Origin of the sequence: Acetobacter oeni (assembly GCF_011516825.1) — a bacterium.
In the GTDB taxonomy this organism is placed as follows: Bacteria; Pseudomonadota; Alphaproteobacteria; order Acetobacterales; family Acetobacteraceae; genus Acetobacter; species Acetobacter oeni.
The window spans coordinates 17,296-39,399 of the sequence record NZ_WOTA01000015.1 but is presented as its reverse complement, the minus strand read 5'-3'; the positions used below and the strand labels follow the sequence as shown (position 1 = coordinate 39,399).

Annotated in this window: 17 protein-coding genes; 3 read left to right on the top strand and 14 right to left on the bottom strand. The window is 55.9% G+C overall.

Annotated elements, in window-relative coordinates:
* The first annotated feature begins 87 nt into the window (after positions 1-87).
* Both GOB90_RS10990 and GOB90_RS10985 read left to right on the top strand, forming a co-directional pair.
* Positions 88-2,073: a serine/threonine-protein kinase gene (locus GOB90_RS10990; protein ID WP_146887397.1), complete on the top strand. Its 1,986-nt coding sequence runs from the start codon at positions 88-90 to the stop codon at positions 2,071-2,073.
* Positions 2,070-2,531, top strand: a complete 462-nt coding sequence (locus GOB90_RS10985) for a hypothetical protein (RefSeq protein ID WP_146887399.1) — start codon at positions 2,070-2,072, stop codon at positions 2,529-2,531. Before GOB90_RS10990 ends, GOB90_RS10985 begins: the two co-directional genes overlap by 4 nt.
* A gap of 63 nt (positions 2,532-2,594) precedes the next feature.
* Here the strand turns inward: GOB90_RS10985 and GOB90_RS10980 are convergent, their stop codons facing one another.
* The 11 genes from GOB90_RS10980 to GOB90_RS10930 form a co-directional block, all read right to left on the bottom strand.
* A complete protein-coding gene (locus GOB90_RS10980) occupies positions 2,595-3,497 on the bottom strand; it encodes a Tim44 domain-containing protein (RefSeq protein WP_146887401.1) in 903 nt (300 codons plus the stop codon).
* 101 nt (positions 3,498-3,598) lie between these two features.
* The gene (locus tag GOB90_RS10975; RefSeq protein WP_146887403.1) at positions 3,599-4,942 is read right to left on the bottom strand and encodes a TldD/PmbA family protein; all 1,344 of its coding nucleotides are present in this window, start codon (positions 4,940-4,942) and stop codon (positions 3,599-3,601) included.
* The gene (locus GOB90_RS10970; protein WP_146887405.1) at positions 4,939-6,204 is read right to left on the bottom strand and encodes a M16 family metallopeptidase; all 1,266 of its coding nucleotides are present in this window, start codon (positions 6,202-6,204) and stop codon (positions 4,939-4,941) included. The genes GOB90_RS10975 and GOB90_RS10970 overlap by 4 nt, the downstream gene beginning before the upstream one ends.
* A gap of 38 nt (positions 6,205-6,242) precedes the next feature.
* Entirely contained in the window at positions 6,243-7,643 is a 1,401-nt protein-coding gene (gene thrC, locus GOB90_RS10965; protein ID WP_146887407.1) for a threonine synthase, read from the bottom strand.
* Between the two features lie 40 nt (positions 7,644-7,683).
* Positions 7,684-8,817, bottom strand: coding sequence for a major royal jelly family protein (locus tag GOB90_RS10960; RefSeq protein ID WP_242011960.1), 1,134 nt, complete (start codon positions 8,815-8,817; stop codon positions 7,684-7,686).
* Between the two features lie 75 nt (positions 8,818-8,892).
* Positions 8,893-10,188 carry an Hsp70 family protein gene (locus tag GOB90_RS10955; protein ID WP_146887409.1) on the bottom strand — a complete coding sequence of 432 codons (1,296 nt, stop codon included), beginning with the start codon at positions 10,186-10,188 and terminating at the stop codon, positions 8,893-8,895.
* Positions 10,189-10,242: 54 nt separating this feature from the next.
* Positions 10,243-11,037, bottom strand: a complete 795-nt coding sequence (locus tag GOB90_RS10950; protein ID WP_146887411.1) for an EAL domain-containing protein — start codon at positions 11,035-11,037, stop codon at positions 10,243-10,245.
* A gap of 203 nt (positions 11,038-11,240) precedes the next feature.
* On the bottom strand, positions 11,241-12,272 hold the full coding sequence (locus GOB90_RS10945) for an isocitrate/isopropylmalate dehydrogenase family protein (protein ID WP_173572052.1): 1,032 nt from the start codon (positions 12,270-12,272) through the stop codon (positions 11,241-11,243).
* A gap of 70 nt (positions 12,273-12,342) precedes the next feature.
* The gene (locus GOB90_RS10940; protein WP_146887413.1) at positions 12,343-14,130 is read right to left on the bottom strand and encodes an aminopeptidase P family protein; all 1,788 of its coding nucleotides are present in this window, start codon (positions 14,128-14,130) and stop codon (positions 12,343-12,345) included.
* 80 nt (positions 14,131-14,210) lie between these two features.
* Complete coding sequence (locus GOB90_RS10935; RefSeq protein WP_146887416.1) at positions 14,211-14,546, bottom strand: hypothetical protein; 336 nt, start codon at positions 14,544-14,546, stop codon at positions 14,211-14,213.
* 120 nt (positions 14,547-14,666) lie between these two features.
* A complete protein-coding gene (locus GOB90_RS10930) occupies positions 14,667-14,888 on the bottom strand; it encodes a hypothetical protein (RefSeq protein ID WP_173572051.1) in 222 nt (73 codons plus the stop codon).
* A gap of 371 nt (positions 14,889-15,259) precedes the next feature.
* Between GOB90_RS10930 and GOB90_RS10925 the strand changes: the two genes are divergently transcribed.
* Positions 15,260-16,246 carry an MIP/aquaporin family protein gene (locus tag GOB90_RS10925; protein ID WP_242011959.1) on the top strand — a complete coding sequence of 329 codons (987 nt, stop codon included), beginning with the start codon at positions 15,260-15,262 and terminating at the stop codon, positions 16,244-16,246.
* Between the two features lie 1,145 nt (positions 16,247-17,391).
* On the opposite strand, the gene GOB90_RS10920 is transcribed toward GOB90_RS10925, so the two are convergent.
* The 3 genes from GOB90_RS10920 to GOB90_RS10910 all read right to left on the bottom strand — a co-directional run bounded on the left by GOB90_RS10920 (position 17,392) and on the right by GOB90_RS10910 (position 21,842).
* The gene (locus GOB90_RS10920) at positions 17,392-18,615 is read right to left on the bottom strand and encodes a phosphoglycerate kinase (protein WP_146887422.1); all 1,224 of its coding nucleotides are present in this window, start codon (positions 18,613-18,615) and stop codon (positions 17,392-17,394) included.
* Positions 18,616-18,744: 129 nt separating this feature from the next.
* Entirely contained in the window at positions 18,745-19,767 is a 1,023-nt protein-coding gene (gap, locus tag GOB90_RS10915) for a type I glyceraldehyde-3-phosphate dehydrogenase (RefSeq protein WP_146887424.1), read from the bottom strand.
* A 92-nt stretch (positions 19,768-19,859) separates the two neighbouring features.
* Positions 19,860-21,842: a transketolase-like TK C-terminal-containing protein gene (locus GOB90_RS10910; RefSeq protein ID WP_173572050.1), complete on the bottom strand. Its 1,983-nt coding sequence runs from the start codon at positions 21,840-21,842 to the stop codon at positions 19,860-19,862.
* Positions 21,843-22,104: the final 262 nt, after the last annotated feature.

Here is a 22,104-nt window from a genome sequence, read left to right as displayed (position 1 = left end):
CAGACCGCTCTCAGGAAGAGTCTGTAAGCAATCCTTTAATGCCTGGCCATTATTGTGCCCCCGTTCATGAATGCGTGAAGGGTGGCTATGGCCGGGTCGGATTTTGCTGAAGATATGGATGAGCATCTCGGGGAAGGCACTGATGATCGTATTACGATCGAAGGACGCTATGTCGTAGAGACGACGCAGCCATTGCCCGAACTGGCCCGGTGTCCGGCTTACGTCGCTCATGATACACTTTCATCGCATTCCGGCACCATTGCTCTGGCACCGGGAGCGCTTTATCCGGCACGGGCGAATGCACAGAAGATGGCCCGGCTTCGGTCGCCGCACCTTCTGACCGTCCACGCACTGGATGAAACAACCGGTGCCGTCTGGCTGATTTGTGATGCGCCACCGGGATCGACACTGGCAGAGGCGCAGAACTGGTCGGAGAGTGCGGTCCTCGAAAGAGTCATCGAACCGATTGCTACGGTTCTCCATCATTATAAAGAAGCTGGTTTTACGCACCGGGCCATTCGTCCTGACAATGTCTTTGATCCCGGCAGTCGTTTTCCTGTCCGTCTGGGGCCTGGCCTGGCGACGCCTCCGGCAATATTTCAACCTGACAGATTCGAGTCGATTTCGTCGGTTATCTGTGCCCCGGCTGCTCGGGGCAACGGTACGATTGCAGATGATGTTTTTTCGCTGGGAGCTCTTGCCGCGTGGCTCCTCGGTGGCAGCATGCCGTATAGCGGCGATCAGACAGGAGCATTGACAGAAGAGCGGATTACAAAAGGCAGTTTTGCCGTGCTTGCCGGACATCTCACGCTCTCTCCGGACGTAATGTCGCTTCTGGCCGCTATGCTTTCGGATGACCCTTCGGCCCGTCCGGCACCACGTGATTTGCTGAATGCGGCTGATCGTAAGGGGTTTGTCGCCCGGCGCCAGGCTGTTGCCGCGATGCCGGTGCAGGTTGGGCCTGTCCGGGTTCGTACGACACGGCAACTGGCCTGGTATGCAGCGCGATATCAGGCTGAATTCACAGACCTTTTTCGCCGCGGGGTCCTTGAGCGATGGCTATCGCATGAACTGGGCCTGACTCAGGCGGCTGGCCGGCTGGGTGTGATGGCGAAAGATAGCACTGCTTCCGGAGATGCCTCTCTATCACCTGCGACCATGATGGAAATTATCGCGATCCTGGATCCGTCATTACCGATGTTCTGGGATGGTCTCTGGTTCTGGCCTGATGCCATCGGGACGCTTTCGGCTGCCGTTGCTTCAGGCGCCAGCACATTTCCGGTTGATCTGGGAGCCGCGATAGTTGCGGTCGTGCAGGGTGGGAGGCTCTCCCGTTTTGGGCAGTTAACCGGAATCACCGGACAGACAACATCATGTCAGCAGGTGCAGCTTGCAGCGCGGGAGGCCACGATTGATGCCCCGTCCGATGTCGTGCGGCTGGCTTATGTTCTCAATCCCTTTCAGCCCTGCCTGTCATCACGATGCATAGATCAGCGTTTCTCCGTGGCCTGGGCTCTTCTTCAATGGCTCAACGCGGGAAAAAATGTCGATCAGACGGGGATTCCCGGATTACTCGATCCATATATGACGACGTTCCTGTTTGCCTGTGCTCATCGAAACGGACTTATAGAGTATTTTGACGATATCGCAGGTAAGAACTCTTCTGCATGGGCATCTGATCTGCGCCTTCTTGCTAAATTGCAGCGGCTTTATGCTACCGGGCCTTTGCCCGGGATTGCCAGAAAACTTCTCCCGCATCTGGGCCCGGCGCTGAAGCAGTGGCGCAGTCGGACAACGAGAGTGCGTCTGAGCGAGGCGCTGGCGGTAGCGGCGGACAGCGGCGATCTCGTTCAGATGTTTGATCTGCTCAACGATGTCAGAGCGATGGCTGGTGATCGTGACGCGTGGCTCGCAGCAAAACGTGAAGCAAAAGCGCTGGAAATGCAGCAAAGTAACCTTGTTCGGCAGACAGCGAAAATTTCGCCTCGCCTTCGGAATGAAATGTTCAGGGTTGCAAGTGCGGTCGGAACTGTCGCGGCGATCGTATCACTATGTCTGGAGGTCGTGTTATGACATCAGTCGTCAGGCGCGGGTTGCCCATGAAATGGAGCCATGGTCTGGCCTGCGGGGCTGCGCTGGCATGGTTGCCTGGATATTCTCTGCTGGCTGGCGTGCTGATGCTACCCCTGATCGTTGTATATCTGACTGACAGATCCCGGGATCAGGATCTGGTCCGGATGATGCTGCCCTATGAATTCGCAGCCCTGATGCATCCATTACATATTCTGTGGAATGAGGACGGGTCGCTTGAAGCAGCCATATCTCTTCTTCTTATGCCGGAAACGGTTATGATCGGGTGGTGCGCTGCCGGAGCCGGATGGCTGGTCCTGGAGATGGCTCTGATCTCAGCAAAACTCATTCGACAATATAAGGCGCGAAGTAAAAAGGCCGAGATAGCCACTCGTCTGAAAGAACTTCATGAAGAATGGGCTGAAGATACTTCATCATCGGAAATTCAGCCATCTGCGTAGCGGATAAGCGAAATTTCCTGTCCAATATTCACAGAATACCAGACAGGCATTTATAATCTTCAGTTATCGACTTTGCTGAATTGCAGACAGCAGCCAGCTTCCGCCACGCGAAGGACGAATAAATGTCCAGAGTTCGGTTACGGTTACAGGTTCGGTGGAACTGCCCGTAACGACGCGCCCAGTCATATCCGTGGTCAGATCTATCAGGCTGTAACGCATGGAGACAGTCGCATAATCATAGCCATTTTCAGTCCATGCTTCCGACAGATCGCCCTGAAGAAACCGGACATCAGACACTATATTGCGCTCGCCCCGACTTGTGAGAGCACTGAGTTGCTGATTGAAATAACTGACCATTTCCGGCGTTGCCATGCCCTGCAATGCCGGAATATTTTGCTGGCTCCAAGCTGCCTGAACATTTAGCAGCAGTTGCTGAAAAGCCTGATAGTCCTGTGACCCGATCTGGAGAGCGGGAGCATTGCCTGCCGGAAAGCCTGAACTGCCGCGTGCCGGAGCGGACGAACTATTTCTGTTACGCACGAATATGCTGATCAGCCAGCGAATAAGCAGGATAGCAAGGGCAATCTGGATCAGAAGACCAATGAAACCAAACAGACCATGGATCCCGCCGAAGAGGCCATGTCCTGAAAGCAGACCAAAAAGACCAGCACCGAGTAAGCCGCCAGCAAACCCTGTCAGAAACGGATGACGGGACCGGCCCATCCCGCTACTGGCATAAGGTGCATTATAGCTGCGATTGTAGTCAGGGGCCGGGCGCGGCGTGATGGAGCGTTCCATTGGTGACGCCCCATACGGCGTAGTCCTTGTTGGCGCGGGCGCGGACCAGGTCCTGCTGCCCCGGCTGCCTGTTGAACTTCCTTCTCCTGGTCTGGCATCGGCCTGTTGCGGAAAAACAACGAGCAGTAGAGTAAGAACTGCAACAGAAAACGAGACTTTACGTTTCATGGCGGGCAGAGGAAATCTCCTGGAGAAGTGGCCGGCTGGTTCGGTTGCCAGCCTGTCAGAGGAATTCAATATCCATTAACGGATAAGAGTAATTATAAGCATCAGTTTCCTGCAATACTCAGCGCATCAATCCGGACTGTCGGAGCATTGACCCCGAAGCGGAACACCAGATCATTTGCTAACTGTAACCGGCCGAACATGTCAGAAAGATTGCCGGCAACTGTGAATTCTGCAATCGGTTCAGCAATCTGTCCGTTACGGATCATAAATCCGGATGCGCCGCGACTGTAGTCTCCCGTCAACATATTGACTGCTGATCCCATCATTTCCGTGATGTAGAGACCTTCGCTGATGTCTGACATCAGTTCTGCTGGCGAAGCGGTTCCGGCTTGGAAAAAGAGATTGGTAATGGCCGGAGTGGGGGGGGAGGATGGTCCCCGTGTAGCACGGCCGTTTGTCTGCATCCCGAGTTGTCGGGCGCTGCGGCTGTCAAGAAGCCAGCTTTGTAATATTCCGTTCTGAATCAGATCAAGCTTCTGCCCTGCAACACCTTCTGCATCGAATGGTCTGGATCGAAGCCCACGTAAACGGGAAGGGTCGTCCGTCACCGTCACTCCCGTCGGGAACACCGATTCTCCCATACGGGCTTTCAGAAAGGATGTACCGCGGGCAACCGAGGCGCCACTGATGGCGGAGGATAAATATCCGAGAAAGCTGCTGGCAATCCTGGGATCGAAGATAACCGGAAAAGTCCCGGTCCTGGGACGAACCGGGTTAAGTCGTGCGACAGCTTTGCGTGCCGCGCTTGCTCCGATTGTTTCAGGGGCATCAAGATCGGACAGCCAGACGGTCGAATGATAATCATAATCGCGCTGCATGCCGGTGCCATGCCCGGCAAGAGCGCTCATTGAGACAGAGTGATTCGTGCGGGAGTAACATCCGGCTACGTCCGAAGAACTTGCCAGCGCAACCGTACTGCGACCCCATGTAGCGTGTGCGCCGCCTGAATTCGTAATACCCTCGACCGACTTTGCCATGTTTTCTGCCGTGCGCGCGCGCTCCAGCAATGTGGCGGCATCCGGTTCCGCCGCATCGACAAGATCAAGACTATTTGTTTCAGAGTGCCCGATCAGAGGAACACCGTCCGGTAAACCGACATGACTGTCCTCTGGCAAAACCTGAGCCATGGCGAGCGCCTGATCCACAAGAGCATCGAATCCGTTGTGGTCGAGTGTGGATGTCGAAACGATCGCCGAACGTTTGCCGCGAAAGACCCGCAGTCCGAGATCTGTGGTCTCAGAACGCTCCAGTTCTTCGGTTGTGCCATTCCGGACGCCAACCCCCAGCGAGGTGCTGCCGATATAGACAGCGTCCGCGGCGTCTGCACCTTTTTTGCGCGCCCGATTAACAAGGTCGCTGGCGAGATCAAGAGGAGATGTGCTCATGCGGCAAGCTGCTGCTGAAGTGAATGAAGTGACATGACGCCACCGATCGGCCCCAGCGTGGCCAGTGTTGGCTGAGAGCGGAAGACACGCGTTGCAGCGCGGCAGATATCCTGAGGTGTGACGGCGTTGATTTTCTGAACCGTTTCCTCGATCGGAATGAGACGACCAAAAATCTGAAGCTGACGAGCGATCTGTTCACAACGGCTGCCCGTGCTTTCGAGCGACATCAGCAGCGAGGACTTAAGCTGTGCCCGGGCCCGGGAAAGTTCCTCGTCACCGACACGCTCCTGAATTTTCTGTAGCTCGGCCAGCGTCACTGGTAGCAGTTCTTCTGCTTCTTTTTCGCCTGTGCCAGCGTAGATGCCGAACAGGCCGGTATCGAGAAACGGTGAGGCAAATGAATAGACGGAATAAACCAGCCCACGTTTTTCTCTGATTTCCTGAAACAGCCGCGAAGACATGCCACCACCAAGGACCGTGGAAAGCAGCAGAACCGCGTAATAATCCGGGTCACCGAAACCGACAGATGGAAAGCCGAGCAGGATATGAGCCTGATCGAGATCTTTTTCACGACGGAACTCGCCGCCAGTATAACGTCCTGGGGTTCTGTGTGGCATCGGAACGGAAGGCAGATCTTCGAAATGACGAGCAACCATGTCGACAACAGCGTTGTGATGCAGATTGCCGGCTGCGGCGACAACCATGTTCTGAGGCGTGTAATGGGTCTTCATATATGACATCAGTGTGTCACGACTCATGTCACGGATCAGACTTTCTGTTCCAAGAGTCGGAAGCCCCATTGGCTGACCGCTGAACGCTGTTTCTTGGAAATGATCGAAGATAATATCGTCGGGAGTATCGTTTGCCTGTCCGATTTCCTGAAGTATCACGCCACGTTCACGCTCGACTTCTTCGGGCGCAAACGCGGAATGCGTCAGAATGTCACCGATAATGTCGATGCCGAGCGGCAGGTCGTCTTTTAGCAGTTTAACGTAGTAGGCGGTCTGCTCCCGCGCCGTGTAGGCGTTGATATGTCCACCAACATTTTCAATCTCTTCGGCAATTCTGGCAGCGGAGCGCGTGGCTGTACCTTTGAACGCCATATGCTCGAGAAAATGCGATACACCATTTTCTTCCGGAAGCTCATTACGTGTGCCGGTTGCGACATAGGCACCGAATGATACCGTTTCGACCCGGTCCATACGCTCGGTCACAACGGTCAGGCCGGAAGGAAGACGGGTCTGCTGGATAGGATCGGTCATATTGGTCCTGAAGTCGGGCGGAAAAGCGCCGATGGAGATTAGCGGGTGTTATTAAGAACGCCGGAGCGGACGGCATCCTCAACAACGTCAAGTGAGTTCGGCACGACCCGGAAGCGTTCTTCGCGGTCGAAGAGATCTGCGAGCGAGGGTGGCAGGGCTGGCAGGATACCTGTTGCCGCCCGCATCGCGTCCGGAAACTTTGCCGGATGGGCTGTCGCCATGGCGACCATCGGAATGCCGGGCTGACGAAATTTTCGTCCGGCCGTCACGCCAATAATCGTATGCGGGTCAGCAAGATACTGGCTCTCGTTATGCACTCTGCGGATTTCGGTCGTCGTTGCCTCGTCATCAAGGGCTACACCTGAAAAAAGCTCGTGAATCGAGGACCAGACCCGTTCCGGGACAGCCATTTTTCCGGTTTTTCGAAAATCAGTCATCAGGGTTGCGCAGGCATCTGAATCGCGATCCAGAAATTCAAACAGCAGACGCTCGAAGTTTGACGATACCTGAATATCCATGGATGGCGAGAGACTGGGCACAACGGCGTGAGTGGTCATATCGTTGGCATTCAGGAAACGTGTGAGAATGTCATTCCTGTTGGAGCCGACGCACAGGCGTTTTACGGGCAGGCCCATTTTGCGGGCGACCCATGCGGCAAGAATATTGCCGAAATTCCCGGTCGGGACCGCGAACGAAACCTCCCGGTCGGGTGCCCCCAGAGACAGGGCCGCCGCCACATAATAGGGGATCTGCGCTGCGATGCGCGCCCAGTTAATTGAATTAACGGCGGACAGCCGCATGTCGTTACGGAAAGGGGCATCAGCGAACATCGCCTTTACCAGATCCTGACAATCGTCGAATGTTCCCTGAACCGCCAGATTGGTTATATTAGCGTCAGGTACAGTCGTCATTTGCCTGCGCTGAACGTCAGAGGTGCGTCCCTCAGGATGTAAAATGACGACGGAAAGACGTTCACGACCCTTGCATGCCTCGATTGCCGCCGATCCGGTGTCTCCGGAGGTCGCGCCGACGATCGTTACACGCTCATCACGCTCCGTCAGAACATGATCGAACAATCTGCCCAGCAGTTGCATCGCCATGTCTTTGAACGCCAGAGTTGGCCCGTGGAACAGTTCCTGCACAAACAGTCCGTCCTCGATTTGTACGAGAGGAACGATGGCTGCATGGTCAAAATTTGCGTAGGCGCTCCGGCACAGATCCAGCAGCGTTTTGTGATCAATCGATCCAGCGGTGAAAGGCGCCATGACTCGCGCAGCCAGTTCCGCATATGGGAGAGCGCGCATCTCTCTCCATTCGCTGGCGGTAAAATGTGGCCACGATTCAGGCATGAACAGGCCACCGTCTTCGGCGAGACCGGCAAGCAGAATATCGGAGAAAGAGCGAGCCGGCGCCTGGCCGCGCGTGGAGACGTATTGCATGCGCGTTATATAACCCGTCTGGTCTCCTCCGGGGAGGGGACTATTTGTGGAGAACGTTGGAGGTTGCGTCTTCGGGCACTTTGAGCCTGTAGATGGTGACAGGCCACCGGACGGCTGAATGTCCGTTATGGAAGCGTGCTGCCTGATCAAGTTGCGATGCCGGTATGTAGAGCGTCTGCCCGGATAGTGACAGACCGCCGGGCCAGTGCAGCCGCGTATCGGTGATCAGATGATGAGGAATGCGCCCTTCCGTGTAGCTGTCGATGCTTCCGGTCGTGACGTCCGCCCAGTATAATGTTCCGTCCGGGCCAACTGTAAGGCCGCCCAGCGCATTGGTTTTATACCATCGCGTGGCGCTTTCCTGCAGGGCCGCATTCGTCGTGCCGGGATCGCTGAAGAGCGATGTCGCGACGTGAAACAGTGGTCCGCAATAGGGTTGAACATAGAGCCACTTTCCGTCAGGGCTCACGGCTATGAGGCTGGCATCAATGGCCAGCGGATGGCCATTCGGTGCTCTGACGATGCCGGCCGCGGCATTGATCGGGCGCCCGGCAGTCAATGCACTGACACGGTCAAGAGCGCGGCGCGTCTCACCCGTTTGCAGATCGACAGCCAGTAAGCCGGCTACGCCTGAATCCGTTACGTAAGCTGTCTGGTCATGCACGGCAATGCCGCCGAGAATACTGCCAGGGTGGAGTTCGGCGGGAGGAACAGGAATGATTCTGGTTACTTGGCTGGTTGCCGTGTCAATACAGATCAGACGAGCCGGCGCTGTCGGCGGCTTTTCCCGATCCGGCACGCCACTGTCCGCGACCCAGAGTTTCCCGTCTTTCGTCAGTGTTATGCCTGTGATGGAGACGAAATGGTGTGAGATATCTCCATTATTGTCATTCCACTCTGCATCCGGATACGGCGTCGGAGGTGATGATGCTCCCGGCTTGCCGACGCTGAGCTGAGGGGAGGGATTTCCGACCCATGACGGGGCCTCAAGCACCAAACGGCCATCCGGCAGGGCGATGACTGCATCTATGATCTGTGAGGTTGATGTGAGAACCGGGGTAAGGTCGGCGGCAGAGGCCTCAGGCTTATGCGGCATGTGAACAGCAAGGCCGGGAAGCACGGCCGCAGCAGCCATCGATACAAGGAACAGCAAAAGGATCAGCTGACGTTTCATGTTGTCCTGTATCATATGGGCAAGGATGTTCAGACAACACCCGGTCAGCACGAAGTTGCTCGTGTTATAGCTGAGTCAGGCTGGTGGAAAAGGCTCTGCCAGCGCCAGTCCTTCAGCGACGGAGACAAACTCCCCTCCGAGTTCGACGCGCTCCTGACCGAATCTGCTGATGAACAGATTTCGCACGGCGGGTACGAATGAGGTTCCGCCGGTGAGAAAGACCCTGTCTATCTGTCCTGGCGTGAGGCCGGCGCGGCTGATGGCAAGGTCGATTCCTTCACCGAGGCGGGTGATATCCGGCGCAATCCAGCGTTCAAATGCCTCTCGCGACACGGTCCGCTCGATTGTCATGCCGCGCTGGGCGAATCGCAGAGTGGCATGATCGGCGGATGAGAGGGCCCGTTTGGTTTCGGAGACAGCTGTATAAAGCAGCTGACCATTCTGTTCCCGGATAAGCTCGATCAGGTTTTTAAGCTTGTCGGGTTCCGAGGCCGTTCGGGCAACTTCGGCAATTTCATTCAGGATTCGCGGCGTTCGCATAAGAGACAGGCGGTGCCATCGCCCGAGAGATGCAAACCATTCGATAGGTACGGGCAGCGGTGTTCCACCCATAATACGGAAAGTACTGTCGCGTCCGAGTTCGGGCGAAACAACCTGATCGATAATGCGGAAATCGAACTGGTCGCCAGCTAGGCCTACACCCGCATAGCCAAGTGCCCGTGTCGCGTTCCGCGCGCGGGGATCAAATTGCATCACCGAGAAATCGCTCGTGCCGCCGCCAAAATCCCCGATAAGTACAGTCGCGGGGCGATCCAGACGCTGTGCGAATCGCCAGCCGGCTGCTTCCGGTTCGAGCATGACGGAAACATCGCTGAACCCGGCCTCGGCAAAGCCGGTGCACAGACGCTGTTCGCCGAGAGCGTCGTCAGCATTATCTCCGACAAACCGGACCGGACGCCCGACTGTGACAGTGCAGTCTTCGGCTGAGAGGCCGGCAAGCGTCATGATCTCACGAAGAAAGGTGGCAACAAGAATCTCGAGAGGCACGCTCTGTCCAAAAATCTGCGTCTCACGAAAACTCTCCTGCGCAAGATAGGACTTCATAGACATAATGAGACGAGTCTCTGTCGGATCGTCCAGATAAGCCTCGATTGCCTCAGAGCCCACAGCGCGTCGTATCGACCGACGATTCCTTGCGTTTTCGAGCCAGATGCTGAGTAATGTCCGGCAGGTATCAGTTACGTTCCCGTCAGCTGTACGAAAGCTGACGGTCTGCGTTGTGCCGTCGGGTTTACGGATAACGATGACGCTGTTCGTGGTTCCGAAATCGATACCGATCCGGGTCTTCCCGGCTTTCTTCGCTGCTGTCATGGCGCGCGCATAAAGCCTCTGCCAGCGGCTGTCTACGAAGCGACCTTCTTAAGGTCAGGATCTGGCCCGCGAAGAACCGGACTGAAAGTGAGAAGATATAAATTGCGGGGCAGGCTGCGGCTTTCCAAGCAGGGAGCCGCGACCTTCCTGACATCCGATCTCCCGTAGAAACGCGAGTGTTTCCTGACTGTCGATACCTTCTGCCCGGGTAACCAGACCAAAATCGCTGCCGAGTTGCACAATCGTGCGTGTGAGAACGTGTCCGGCTTCAATATGGGCGGGATCTCGCAGCAGCAGATGACGGTCCAGCTTGATTCCGGTCAGTAATCCTGCAAGGACGCGATCACGCAACAAAGTCAGACTCGTCGTGCCAGTGCCCAGTCCCGACAGGATTAAACCAACTCCGGCATCGCGCAGAGCAGCGAGAGAATAACACAGGGTGTTTGTGTCTGCCGCCAGGGACGATTCGCCGAACTCCAGATCAAGACGCTCGATGCTGACATCTGTCTGTGAAAGCACCTGGGTTAACCGGAGGATGAGATCGTCCGGAATGGCTTCCGGATAATCAATCGGGAGCGAAAGCCGACAATGTTTCGGTAATGTCGCTGCAACAGCGCAGCCCTGAGCGAGCGTGACCGCCCATGCGGGTTCGCGGGGACGGCGACGTATATTTCGTCCTGGAGCCATCGTTGGCTCGGACAGAAAATCCGCGCCTGCAAGCGTTAGCGTTGACAGGACAAAACGGGGGGCAAGGCTGGCAGCAGCGCTGCCGCGGTCTTCAGTGCGTAGCGGAGCAGCACGGGGTGCTCTGCGTTTTGGCGGGTCTGCTGACACCGGGGCGGTTGTCACAGGCAAAAGAATCTCCGTGCTGCGAATTAGCCACGGAGAATGCCCTGCATCGGTAACTGTCTGGTAAATATCCCGGTAAATATCAGTGTAGTCCGGGCGAATAGCCGGCGCTCAAACTGAAAATGGCCACTTCCGGGATAAGCGGAGGTGGCCATTTTTCAGTTCTGCTATTTTTCACGCGGCATAAAGCCGCATGAAAACGATCAGACGAGCTTCTGCTTCAGTGCGGCTGTCAGATCTTTCGTGCTGGCCTTGCCGCCCATGTCACCCGTGCGGACTTCACCGCTTGTGATGACGGAGGAGATGGCGCTGTCGATACGGTCGGCAAGATCCTGGCGTCCAACGTGGCGAAGCATCATCACCGCGGCGAGCAGCAGAGCCAGAGGGTTAGCGATGCCTTTGCCCGCGATATCCGGCGCGGAACCATGCACGGCTTCAAATACAGCGGCTTTGTCACTGATATTCGCCCCTGGAGCCAGACCGAGACCGCCAACGAGACCAGCAGCCTGGTCCGAGAGAATGTCACCGAACAGGTTAGTGGTGACGATTACATCGAACTGCCACGGATTGGTGACAAGCTGCATCGAACAAGCGTCAACAATACGCTCATCGACAGCGACGCGGCCCTTATATTCCTCGGCAACTTTGCGACCCTCTTCAAGGAACATGCCGCACATTTGCTTGATGATGTTCGCCTTGTGGACAAGCGTCACCTTTTTGCGATTGTTCTTCACGGCATAGTCAAATGCGAAGCGAACAATGCGATTGCATTCCTTGCGGGATACGTAACCACCACTGAGGGCGATGCCTTTCGGGTCGCCGTCTGCCGGGATCGTATTTTCCATCGCCGCGTAATAACCCTCAAGGTTCTCACGGACGATGACGAGATTGATATCCTCGTAGCGGCCACCAGGAATGATCGTCCTTGTAGGACGAAGATTTGCGTAAAGTCCGAACTCCTGACGCAGTGTGACGTTGATGGACTTGAAGCCGCCGCCAACCGGTGTGGTGAGCGGTCCCTTCAGGGCAAGCCCTGTCTTGCGGATGCTGTCAATCGTGTCCTTAGGCAAAGGATTATTTACGGCATCTACCGCTGCCATGCCGGCGATATGGCGTTCCCAGGCGAACGGCGCATTGACCGCATCCAGGATTTCAACAACCGATTCTGTGATTTCAGGACCAATTCCGTCGCCAGGAATCAGCGTGGTGGGGATGGATTTGCTGTCTGTCATCATACTCTCCCTAAGCATCCGCCGCCTGTTCTGCCTTGCATCGGCTCAGAACGCGACGCGCAATCGCGTGTTTTCACTTCCTGTTGATGGGAGAGCAGGCATGCGCCAGCCATGAAGACACATCGTGCGGCAGGTGCGGTCCGACGGCTGCAAGAACGTCAGCGTGGTAGGAATTCAGAAGTGCTGCGTCTTCATCACCGAGAATATCGGGATCAACCAGCCGCTTATCGAACGGCGCGAATGTCAGTATTTCGAAAGACAGAAACTGCTTTCCGTCAGGCCCTGTTTCCGGTTCCGATATCAGCAGCAATGTTTCGAGGCGAATGCCGAAAGAGCCGGGGCGGTAATAGCCGGGTTCGTTTGAGAGAATCATGCCTGGCGCAAGAGCAACAGGGCTAAAAGCTTTTGATATGCGTTGCGGGCCTTCATGAACGGAAAGATAGCTTCCAACGCCGTGTCCTGTTCCGTGATCGAAATCAAGCCGTGCCTGCCAGAGTGAAAAACGGGCCAGTGAATCAAGTGCGTGTCCGGCAATGCCGACCGGGAAAACTGCGCGTCCGAGCCGGAGATTACCTTTAAGCACGCGGGTGAATGCGGCCTGGAGCTCTTTCGATGGCAGGCCCGGGCCTGTCCAGATTGTTCTGGTAATGTCTGTCGTGCCGTCGACGTACTGGCCGCCACTGTCGACCAGATAAACTGTATCTGCGCCGATGCTCCGGTTTGATTTTGGGGTTACGCGATAATGCATGATCGCACCGTTGGGGCCGGCTGCGGAGATTGTTTCAAATGACTCTTCGCGAAACCCGGGTGCTTCAGACCGAAACGCTTTCAGTTGCGCGGCCGCATCCAGTTCTGTTGAGCCGATGGCGTGTGTTTCGAGCCAGTGTAGAAATTTACAGACTGCGACTGCATCACGAAGATGCGCTTTTCTGGCGCCTTCCTGCTCAACGAGATTTTTTGTCGCACGGGGCAGGGCGCATGGATCGCTGGCTTCCACAACGGTTGCGCCACTGGTTTTAAGCATCTGGGTAAACCAGACCGGTGTATTGGCGCGATCAACGACAACTGTCTTGCCGGAAAGGTTGGCAAGAGTTTCGGGTAAAGAGTCCGGAAGTCTGACCGTAACATCCGCGCCCAGCCAGGAACGGACCTCGTCAGTGATTTTACCGGACGCGATAAACAGATCGACCCGTGCGTCACGGTAGAGAAGAGCGGAACTGAGGACGACCGGTGTGCATGGGACGTCAGTTCCCCGGATATTCAGAAGCCATGCGACCGAAGTCGTATCGTTGATGACGACAGCATCCTGATCCTCCCGAATCAACCTCTCAGCCAGTGCTGCACGCTTCGCTTTGCTGTTCTCTCCGGCAAATTCAAGGGAGTGAACAATTGCCGGTGCCATCGGGGCCGACGGACGATCACTCCATATGACATCGATCAGATTTCGTGTTGTCGGGACGAGGCTGATATCCGGTGCTGCGAGCGTGTCCAGAACTGCCTGACTGATAACTTTCGGATCATATCCGATCTTCGCATCCTGAGGCGCATGGGCGGCGAGCCAGTTACCCGGCGGCGTTTCTGTAATGTGCAGGCGGTCCCACAACGCGCCGTCAATCTGTTCATCCATCTGTGTGATGTACCGCCCGTCGGAAAAAACGGCAGCTCTTGTGTCGAGGATGATGGCGAGCCCGGCGCTGCCGGTGAATTCAGAGATCCAGGCCAGCCGTTCCGCGCAGGCCGGCACATATTCGCCAAGGTATTCATCGCTTCGCGGCACGATGACCCCATCAAGCCCTTCGCTGTGAAAAAGAACGCGAAACGAAGTAAGGCGCTCGGCTGCGCCGGAGACGGCATCAGGCATTGGCGGGGTTCTCCTGTAAGCTGACGCACTGCCGCGTCGGAAACCGGTACAGTATAGTCAGCCAGATGAAAGATCGACGGTCAGCTGGTCGTCAGATCATTGCGGGAGACGGAGCATATGATCCCGAGAATATTTTCCTGCCAGATGCCAGCCTTACTGATGGTTTCAGTTTGATGTCTGACCTGACTGTGCAGGCTTTCCGGTAAAGAAATTTCCTGCGTTCTGTCCGGTCTTTTTACCCCAGTTACCGACGTTTTTGCCTGTGTTGCTGCCCCATTTTCCAACGTCACCGGCTTTTTCTTTAGTCCAGCTCCTGACGCTTTTCCCTTTCCGGCTGCTCCATTGACCGATGTTCTTTCCAGTGCGCGTACTCCAGCGCGCCGTATTATGAGCAGCGTTTTTTGTTCCTGCTGCAATGTCCTGCCCAATTCCTGGACTTTGTGTGCAGGATGCGCCGGTGCAGTCGGTCGCTGCCTTGCCTGGCGCAGAGATCGAAACCAGCCCGACCATAAGTGTAACGATAAGAAAACGTTTCATCATGCGTAAAATCCATTCCGTCCTGTCTTAGCGGCTGCCGGCGGTGTGCCATCGCGGATCACGTCGTTTCGATATTTGTTCGTCATGCCAGACACCGCCTTGCTGCCAGCCGCGCCAATATCCCCGACTGTCATACCAGCCTCTGTGGCCGCCGTAGTATCCGGTATACCATCCCTGATTCCATCCGGCTGGCCGGTAATTGTACTGTGCATAGCAGCCATTTAGCATCATCATCAGTAATAATAAGCTGCAAGTCCCAATAGTGTGCTTCATGAACAGTTCCTGTATCCGGTTCAGTTCCCGGGACGTAATGCGACTGTTGTGCGGTATGTCCCGAAAGTGTTTTGCTACCCGCACAGAAGTCACAGTGACAGTTATTCTGTGGGTAAAGAATGGTAAAAATCTGGTCGAGGGCTCTGACTATTTGATGGCATGGATGCTGATCAGCTCTCCGGATGAACCGTGTTTGTTATGATGAGCTGGTATCGCTCATCTACATTCTGAGATGAAGCGCGGCGATGTGTAAGGCATTATCTAAAAAGAGATGGCGCGCTTACGGTGCGCCGATAATCGGAGAAAGAACGCGCCTGTTATGTGGAAAGATACGCCGCGCCAGTCTCATAATGATGGTCATCTGCGCCTGAAATTCCCGCACATCCATTTTACGAAGATGGAACTTGAGGATCGGCCGCTGGCTGGCGCGCCACATCCGAAGCACCCGTTTCACTGGAAGCTGTATGGGTGTGAGGCCGTTGCGACAGCAATTATGATGATAATTGGCGTGGTTGCTGTTGTTATTTTGTCGGGGAACGGTTCGCCTGTTGCCTTGCTTCTGACAGACCATCCCTATCTGCAAACGGCTCTTTGCGGTCTGTTCTTTGGTTTCGCCGGGACATGGGCTGCAATGACACGTTTCGGAAAAGTGAGCGGCGCCCATCTCAGTCCTTCGGTCTCTCTTGCTTTTGCGCCTGCCGGGCGTCTGTCGTGGCTCGACACGTTAGGTTATGTCTGTGCACAGACAGCCGGCGCCCTTTTTGGAACATGGCTGGTTTCGCTCAGCGGGATGCTGTTTCATCCATGGGGGCATATTGCTTCCGCCGCACATTATGCGGCAACGATTCCAGCGCCCGCTCTGGGTCCTTTCTGGGTCATTGCCACTGAGATCATTGTCACAACAGGACTGATTTTTGCATTGTACTGGGCGGCAGCACATCCGCGCCTGCAACTGTTTGCACCCTGGATCGGCGGCTGGTATTTTTTTGTTATGAATCCAATTTTTGCATGGATATCTGGTGACAGCACGAATTTTGCCCGTTCACTTGGTCCGGCGATATTCAATGGCAATCTGTCATCGATCTGGATTTACCTGATTGGCCCGTTGCTGGGTTCAGCTTTTGCTGTGGCTATTCTCAGGTCAGGTCTTGTCGGTTACGTCCATCTTGCAGAGGCAAGAATTGTTAATTTTGGTCATCATGGCCGCGTTCCTCGCCTGAGTGCGCCTGAAGCCAGAAGTGGCGCGTCAGATACTGACGCATCCCCTTCGCAGTTACCGTCTCCGCGGTTGACAGATGGTAAATGAAATGGGGCGTAAACAGATGGAAAATTAAGTTCTGCTCACACTGCTCCTTATTAAATCCCGGCGTCGTTCAATATGTGAGCCATATGCCGCCATTTTTCATTTTTGCGAATTGCTCTGGCACAGGGGCGTCAATGACGTTTTTCTAAGGGAGGATCTTTGGCAGGAAATGGCCGTTCCGGCTCTTGCCGCGGGGGTGGTGTTTCCGGATCGCACGGTGGCGGAGGCGGGACGGATGAACCCGGTGGCATTTCAGGGCTGGAGGGGACACCGCTTGTTATGTGTCGCATCTTAAATGTCCTGACAGGGATACGTTGATAACGGATACTGGTCAGGCTGGTTGCAGATGATGTGAAATCTTCGGACGTGGACAACAGCCTCTGTCAGAGAGCGAAATATCCTCATGAAACTGTTCCGAGGGATGTGCTGCATGGTGTCCGCGGCGGGATTCGAACCCACGGCCCCAGGATTCGTACCACTTCGACTTTCGCCGCCGCAGGCCATCCGGCGCTACGTTCGTGGTCTGGACTGTCCCTTCGCCATAGACCCGATCAAGGGCCAACAGGCGCTGCCCGTCCAGTCTCTACACCTTTCCGGTATATCCGGACTTGGCTCGGGATTGGCATGACCGGCAGAGGGTCAAGCGTTCCCCGAATTTGAGCAGTTCCACCGTGCGGTTTCCCCTCACGGCGCCCAATTCAATAGGAATCCTGTGCTCTATCCTGCTGAGCTACGCGGACAACACGGGCTCTGTCTAGCCGAGCTCTCCCGCAGGAACAAGCGGGAATGCAGGCAAACTAAAGGAAGAACTTGTCAGGATTGCAGACCAGGCTATTCCGGCGCTGCCGGATAAAACGGATTCAGATGACAAGATCCAGATAATACCCGCGGCGGCGAAACGCGGGCACTCCCTCTCCGGAAGAAGGTATCGCTACTGTCCCCGACCTCGCACGGGACGAAACTGAACCTGATGCCGATTGTGTGGTCAGCGCTGAAGATGTCGAAGCAGCTTTACGGGTTGCCTGTGAAGTCGTCTGTGTCCCGCCTGGCAGTGAAAAAATACTCAGAAGGTCAGACGAGATCATAAAATGAATATCCTGTGCCCCGATACCGGCATCGGTGCTAGCCGATGCCGGTTTAATGAAGCGTTAAAGGGGCGCGACATCATGCCCGGCTTCCCCAAGCATCACGACACCAGGCAGCAGCTTGCCCTCGAGCCATTCCAGGAAAGCCCCGCCGGCAGTTGAAACGTAAGACATATCATGGAGGACATGCGCATGACGAAGTGCTGATACGGTGTCGCCGCCGCCGGCAACGGTTTTCAGCTGACCAGCCTTTGTCAGACGGGCCGCTTCCTGCGCCACCGCATTCGTGCCTGTGTCAAAAGGTGGCATTTCAAACACGCCTAAAGGACCGTTCCAGACGAGAGTTTTCAGCTTGCCGAGTTTTTTGTTGAGGAGCGCCACAGTTTCTGGGCCGATGTCCAGAGCCATCCAGCCATCGGGAATATCTGTAACCGGGACGATTTCAGACGGCGCCCCTGCCATGAAATCTGACGCAACAACGACATCTGTAGGCAGTATCAGATCACAACCGCGCTGCTTCGCCTTGGTCATGATCGATTTTGCCGTATCGAGCATGTCGGCCTCTTTCAGCGACTTGCCCACGGAAAGGCCCTGTGCGGCAAGGAAGGTGTTGGCCATTGCCCCGCCGACGGCAAGCATGTCGACTTTTTCGATCATATTATTCAGCAGATCGAGCTTGGTCGAAACTTTTGCACCGCCCACAATCGCACCGACGGGACGTTGCGGGTTTTCCAGCGCGGCCTCCAGCGCACCCAGTTCTATTTCCATAAGTCTGCCTGCGAAGGAGGGGAGGTGGTGGGCGACACCTTCTGTAGAAGCATGAGCCCGGTGAGCTGCGGAAAAGGCATCGTTGACATAAATATCTGCGAGAGAGGCGAGTGATTTCGCCATTTCCGGATCATTTTGCTCCTCGCCGGGATAGAACCGCGTGTTTTCAAGGACGATCACATCACCGTCTGTCATTGCAGCGACAGCATTCTGTGCGACAGCGCCCACGCAGTCGGGAACAAATGTAATTTTTTTGCCAAGGACACGGGCCAACGCTTCGGAGATCGGCGCAAGAGACATCTCAGGCACTGGTTTCCCCTTTGGCCGGTCGAAATGGCTGACAACAATTACGCGTCCGCCTTTGTCGGCCAGTTCCCTGATGGTGGGAGTAAGCCGTTCGATGCGGGTCAGGTCTGAAATTGTGCCATCGCGAACAGGTACATTCAGGTCCGCGCGCAGAAGAATTTTTTTGCCGCGTGGGTCCAGTGTGTCGAGAGTTCTGAAAGACCGGGTTGTCATCGACTTAATCCTTTTTGTCGCAGCACGGTTCAGCCTGATTCGATGAGTGGTGAACGGCTTGTCCCGGGTGACATGGCAAACATAGAACCCGGAAGCCTCATCGTGATGAGATACTTCCGGAGATCGGTTTCAGAGCGCCCCAAACACGGCGGCAGTATCCGACATGCGGTTGGAGAACCCCCATTCATTGTCGTACCAGGCGCAGATACGGATGAGCTGACCACCGTCGACCAGCGACGTCTGCGTTGCGTCGAAAGTGGATGACGCCAGGGCATGATTGAAATCGGAACTAACGAGAGGCGCTGTATTGTAAGCCAGAATGCCTTTGAGCGGACCGGCTTCAGAGGCTTTTTTAACAGCTTCGTTCACGGCTTCGACTGATCCGGGAATATTTTTGGGCACGAAATCAAGCGATACCAGAGACACGTTAGCTGTGGGAACGCGAATCGCCGTGCCGTCCAGTTTGCCTTTCAGATGCGGAAGGACAAGTCCAACAGCGCGGGCCGCTCCGGTGGATGTCGGGATCATATTCAGACCAGCAGCGCGGGCACGGCGCAGATCTTTATGGAGAGTGTCCACGGTGCGCTGATCGCCAGTATAGGAATGGATCGTCACCATGTAGCCGCGCACGATGCCGAACGCGTCATCAAGAACCTTCGCAACGGGAGCAAGGCAGTTGGTTGTGCAGGATGCGTTGGAAATAACAGTCATGTCTGAAGTCAGAGTGTCCTGGTTCACACCGTAGACAATCGTCGCATCCACATTTTCGCCAGGCGCCGAGACGATCACCTTCCGGGCGCCGGCGGTGAGCAGCGGGGATGCTTTTTCCTTTGAGGTAAACAGGCCCGTGCATTCCATGGCGACATCGATACCCTGGAGCGGCACCTTTGCAGGGTCGCGCTCGGCTGTAACGATGATCGGATCCCATGTCCGGCCATGAGCACTGATAAGCAGCTTGTTGCCATCAACCTTTACATCTGCGGGAAAGCGCCCGTGAATGCTGTCATAGCTCAGGAGATGAGCATTTGCTTCGACACTGCCCAGGTCATTGATGACCACCGGGACGACGTCCGTGCGGCCGCTTTCAATAATGCCGCGAAGTACCAGGCGGCCAATACGGCCAAATCCGTTGATCGCGATTTTGACTGTCATCTGATTTGTCTCCGTCTTGTTGTTCAGACCCCGGCTTCGGGGTCCTGCGTTTGACCTGTGCGACAGGGGCAAGTGCGCCCCTCTCAGCATTCTCAGTGATGAAACCCGCCGACCGGGTCTGTCGTCCTTAAGGCAGTGTCGAGCAATACGATGACACGCTCCCGAATCAATTCCGGTGAAATGCCGGAATTGCGGAAAAGCGCATCCACTACGGATGTTGCACCGAACTCGTCCCGACCGATAAAAACTCCTTTATTTCCGAGCCAGCGCTCCCACCCGAAACCGGAAGCCGCTTCGATGGCAACGCGCGGCGCGTCTCCAAGGACAAGATCACGATAAGCCCGATCCTGTCGGGTGAACAGTTCCCAGCAGGGCAGTGACACCAGCGCCACCTGTAAGCCATCCTGCTCAAGCAATGCTTTTGCCTGTCGGACGATTTCAACTTCTGCTCCGGATGCGATCAGTGTGACATCCCGGATTCCATCGCCCGCAGACGGTTTCTCCAGGACGTAACCACCACAGCCCGGACCGTTTCGCGTCTCTGCGTCATCAATCGGATCACTTTCCCGATAGTCTGATGTGTCGGGCTGTGTTGTCAGTGTGGACTGGCGGCCAAACACAATCACACTGGGGCCTGTTCTCCATGCGAGAGCACTGATCCAGGCCGCCGCCACTTCGCGGGCGCCGGCCGGACGAAACAAGGCAAGATTTGGCATGGCACGCAGGCTGGCCAGTTGCTCAACCTGCTGCCACAGACAGGCTCCGAGGTCGGGATCGCTTTCGATCAGTGAGCAGACCAGCCGCTGTCCTGCAAGCGCGGCAAAGCGCAGGGCGGGGCGCATACGATCCACTGAATGGAGCGGAGCAAGACCACAGGGGATGAGACCTCCGTGCAGCGCCAGCCCATTCATCAGCCCCACCATGGCCGGTTCCCGGTGGCCGCAGAAATATGATCTGTCAGCCGTATGATGACCTGCCTTTTCCGGCCTGACATCATTCCTGCGTCGCGGTGACGTCTGACCGAAATCGCCGGTTGTCAGGGTAACCAGTTCAGGCAGCAGGCCGGAGAGAATATCCCGGCCATTCAGACCCTGTCCGATAAGAGACAGGTCGGCATCGGTTTTCGGCATCGTTGTTGCCGGATTTAGTGTCCATCCGCGCTGAAAATCATCATTCAGTCTGGCTGGCTGCCGACCGGCAACGACCCGTTCGAACTCCGCCCGTTGTGCATGATGGCTGAGGCGACGCAACCAGGCGCGTCGTGCAGCCCGCCCTCTTCTTTTTGTCGGGTCCCATACCGTCGCGGGAGGAAGGCTTTCAGTTTTTTGTGTGTGATTCGGGCCGGGTTCGCAGAAAATAAGGGAAGGTCGCCGGCTGCGCTGTGCAGCCATTATGGCCGCACTCATCCCTGCTGTGTCATCTGCTTTGACGCAGCGTGTTGTCCAGCCGGATGCCTCGAATGCTCCGAGTATCTGACCAGTCTCTTCTTCGTCGGAAGCATGACGACCCGTGTTCTGCAATGATGAAGCCGCGACTATTACTGTGAGCCGGCTGAGATCGAATCGTCCGGCGAGTGTAGCCGCCTCAAGAGCGACACCCGTGTGCAGGTCATCAGGCAGCGCTACCAGCCATGTCCTGTGATCAACGAGTGAATGGCCGAAACGTCTGGCCAGTATTTTTTCCGCGAGAGCCATGCCTGCAGCAGATGCGACCGCCTGCCCGGCAAGCCCCCCTGCAAGCCCGTAAAGCTCGTCGGTCACGTCCGGCATGTCGGATGAGGCCGCGCGTTCGTCATCTTTCCATCCTGCCAGCCGCATGAAAGCCAGCCGGAGAGGCAGGAGTCGCGGGGAAGAAACGACAAAACGGTCACGATCAGGCCAGAAACCGTGATCGGGATCGAAACGAAGAGCGCGCTCCCAGAGAAGGGAAATAATAAGCCAGAGTGCCGGAGGAATTGTCTCGATTCCGGCCCCGGCAGGCGCAAGTTCACGAGCGAGTTTGCGCGCTGCGAATGCAAATGAACGAATCGAATCAGAGACGGGGGGCTGCTTTAATATGGCCGCTGATGCAGTCACGGCACACCTGTTCGGAAAATGAGCCTGTCTGGCGCCCGGACATTCTGCCCGGTGTTTTTGTTGCTTATGGCTATAGACGGTGGGTTTTATCGTAGCAAGGCTCTGCTTTCGGCGGAGCGGCATAGTCTGCCAGATATGGATGGCTTGCCGCGATGCTAACTTCCTGCGACCGTCTGTCCCATGTCACGCTCCCGCCATAGTGAACCGTTGTTATCGTCATCTGTAAGCCGCACAGGAACCGCTGTACGGGATGCGGCCCGTC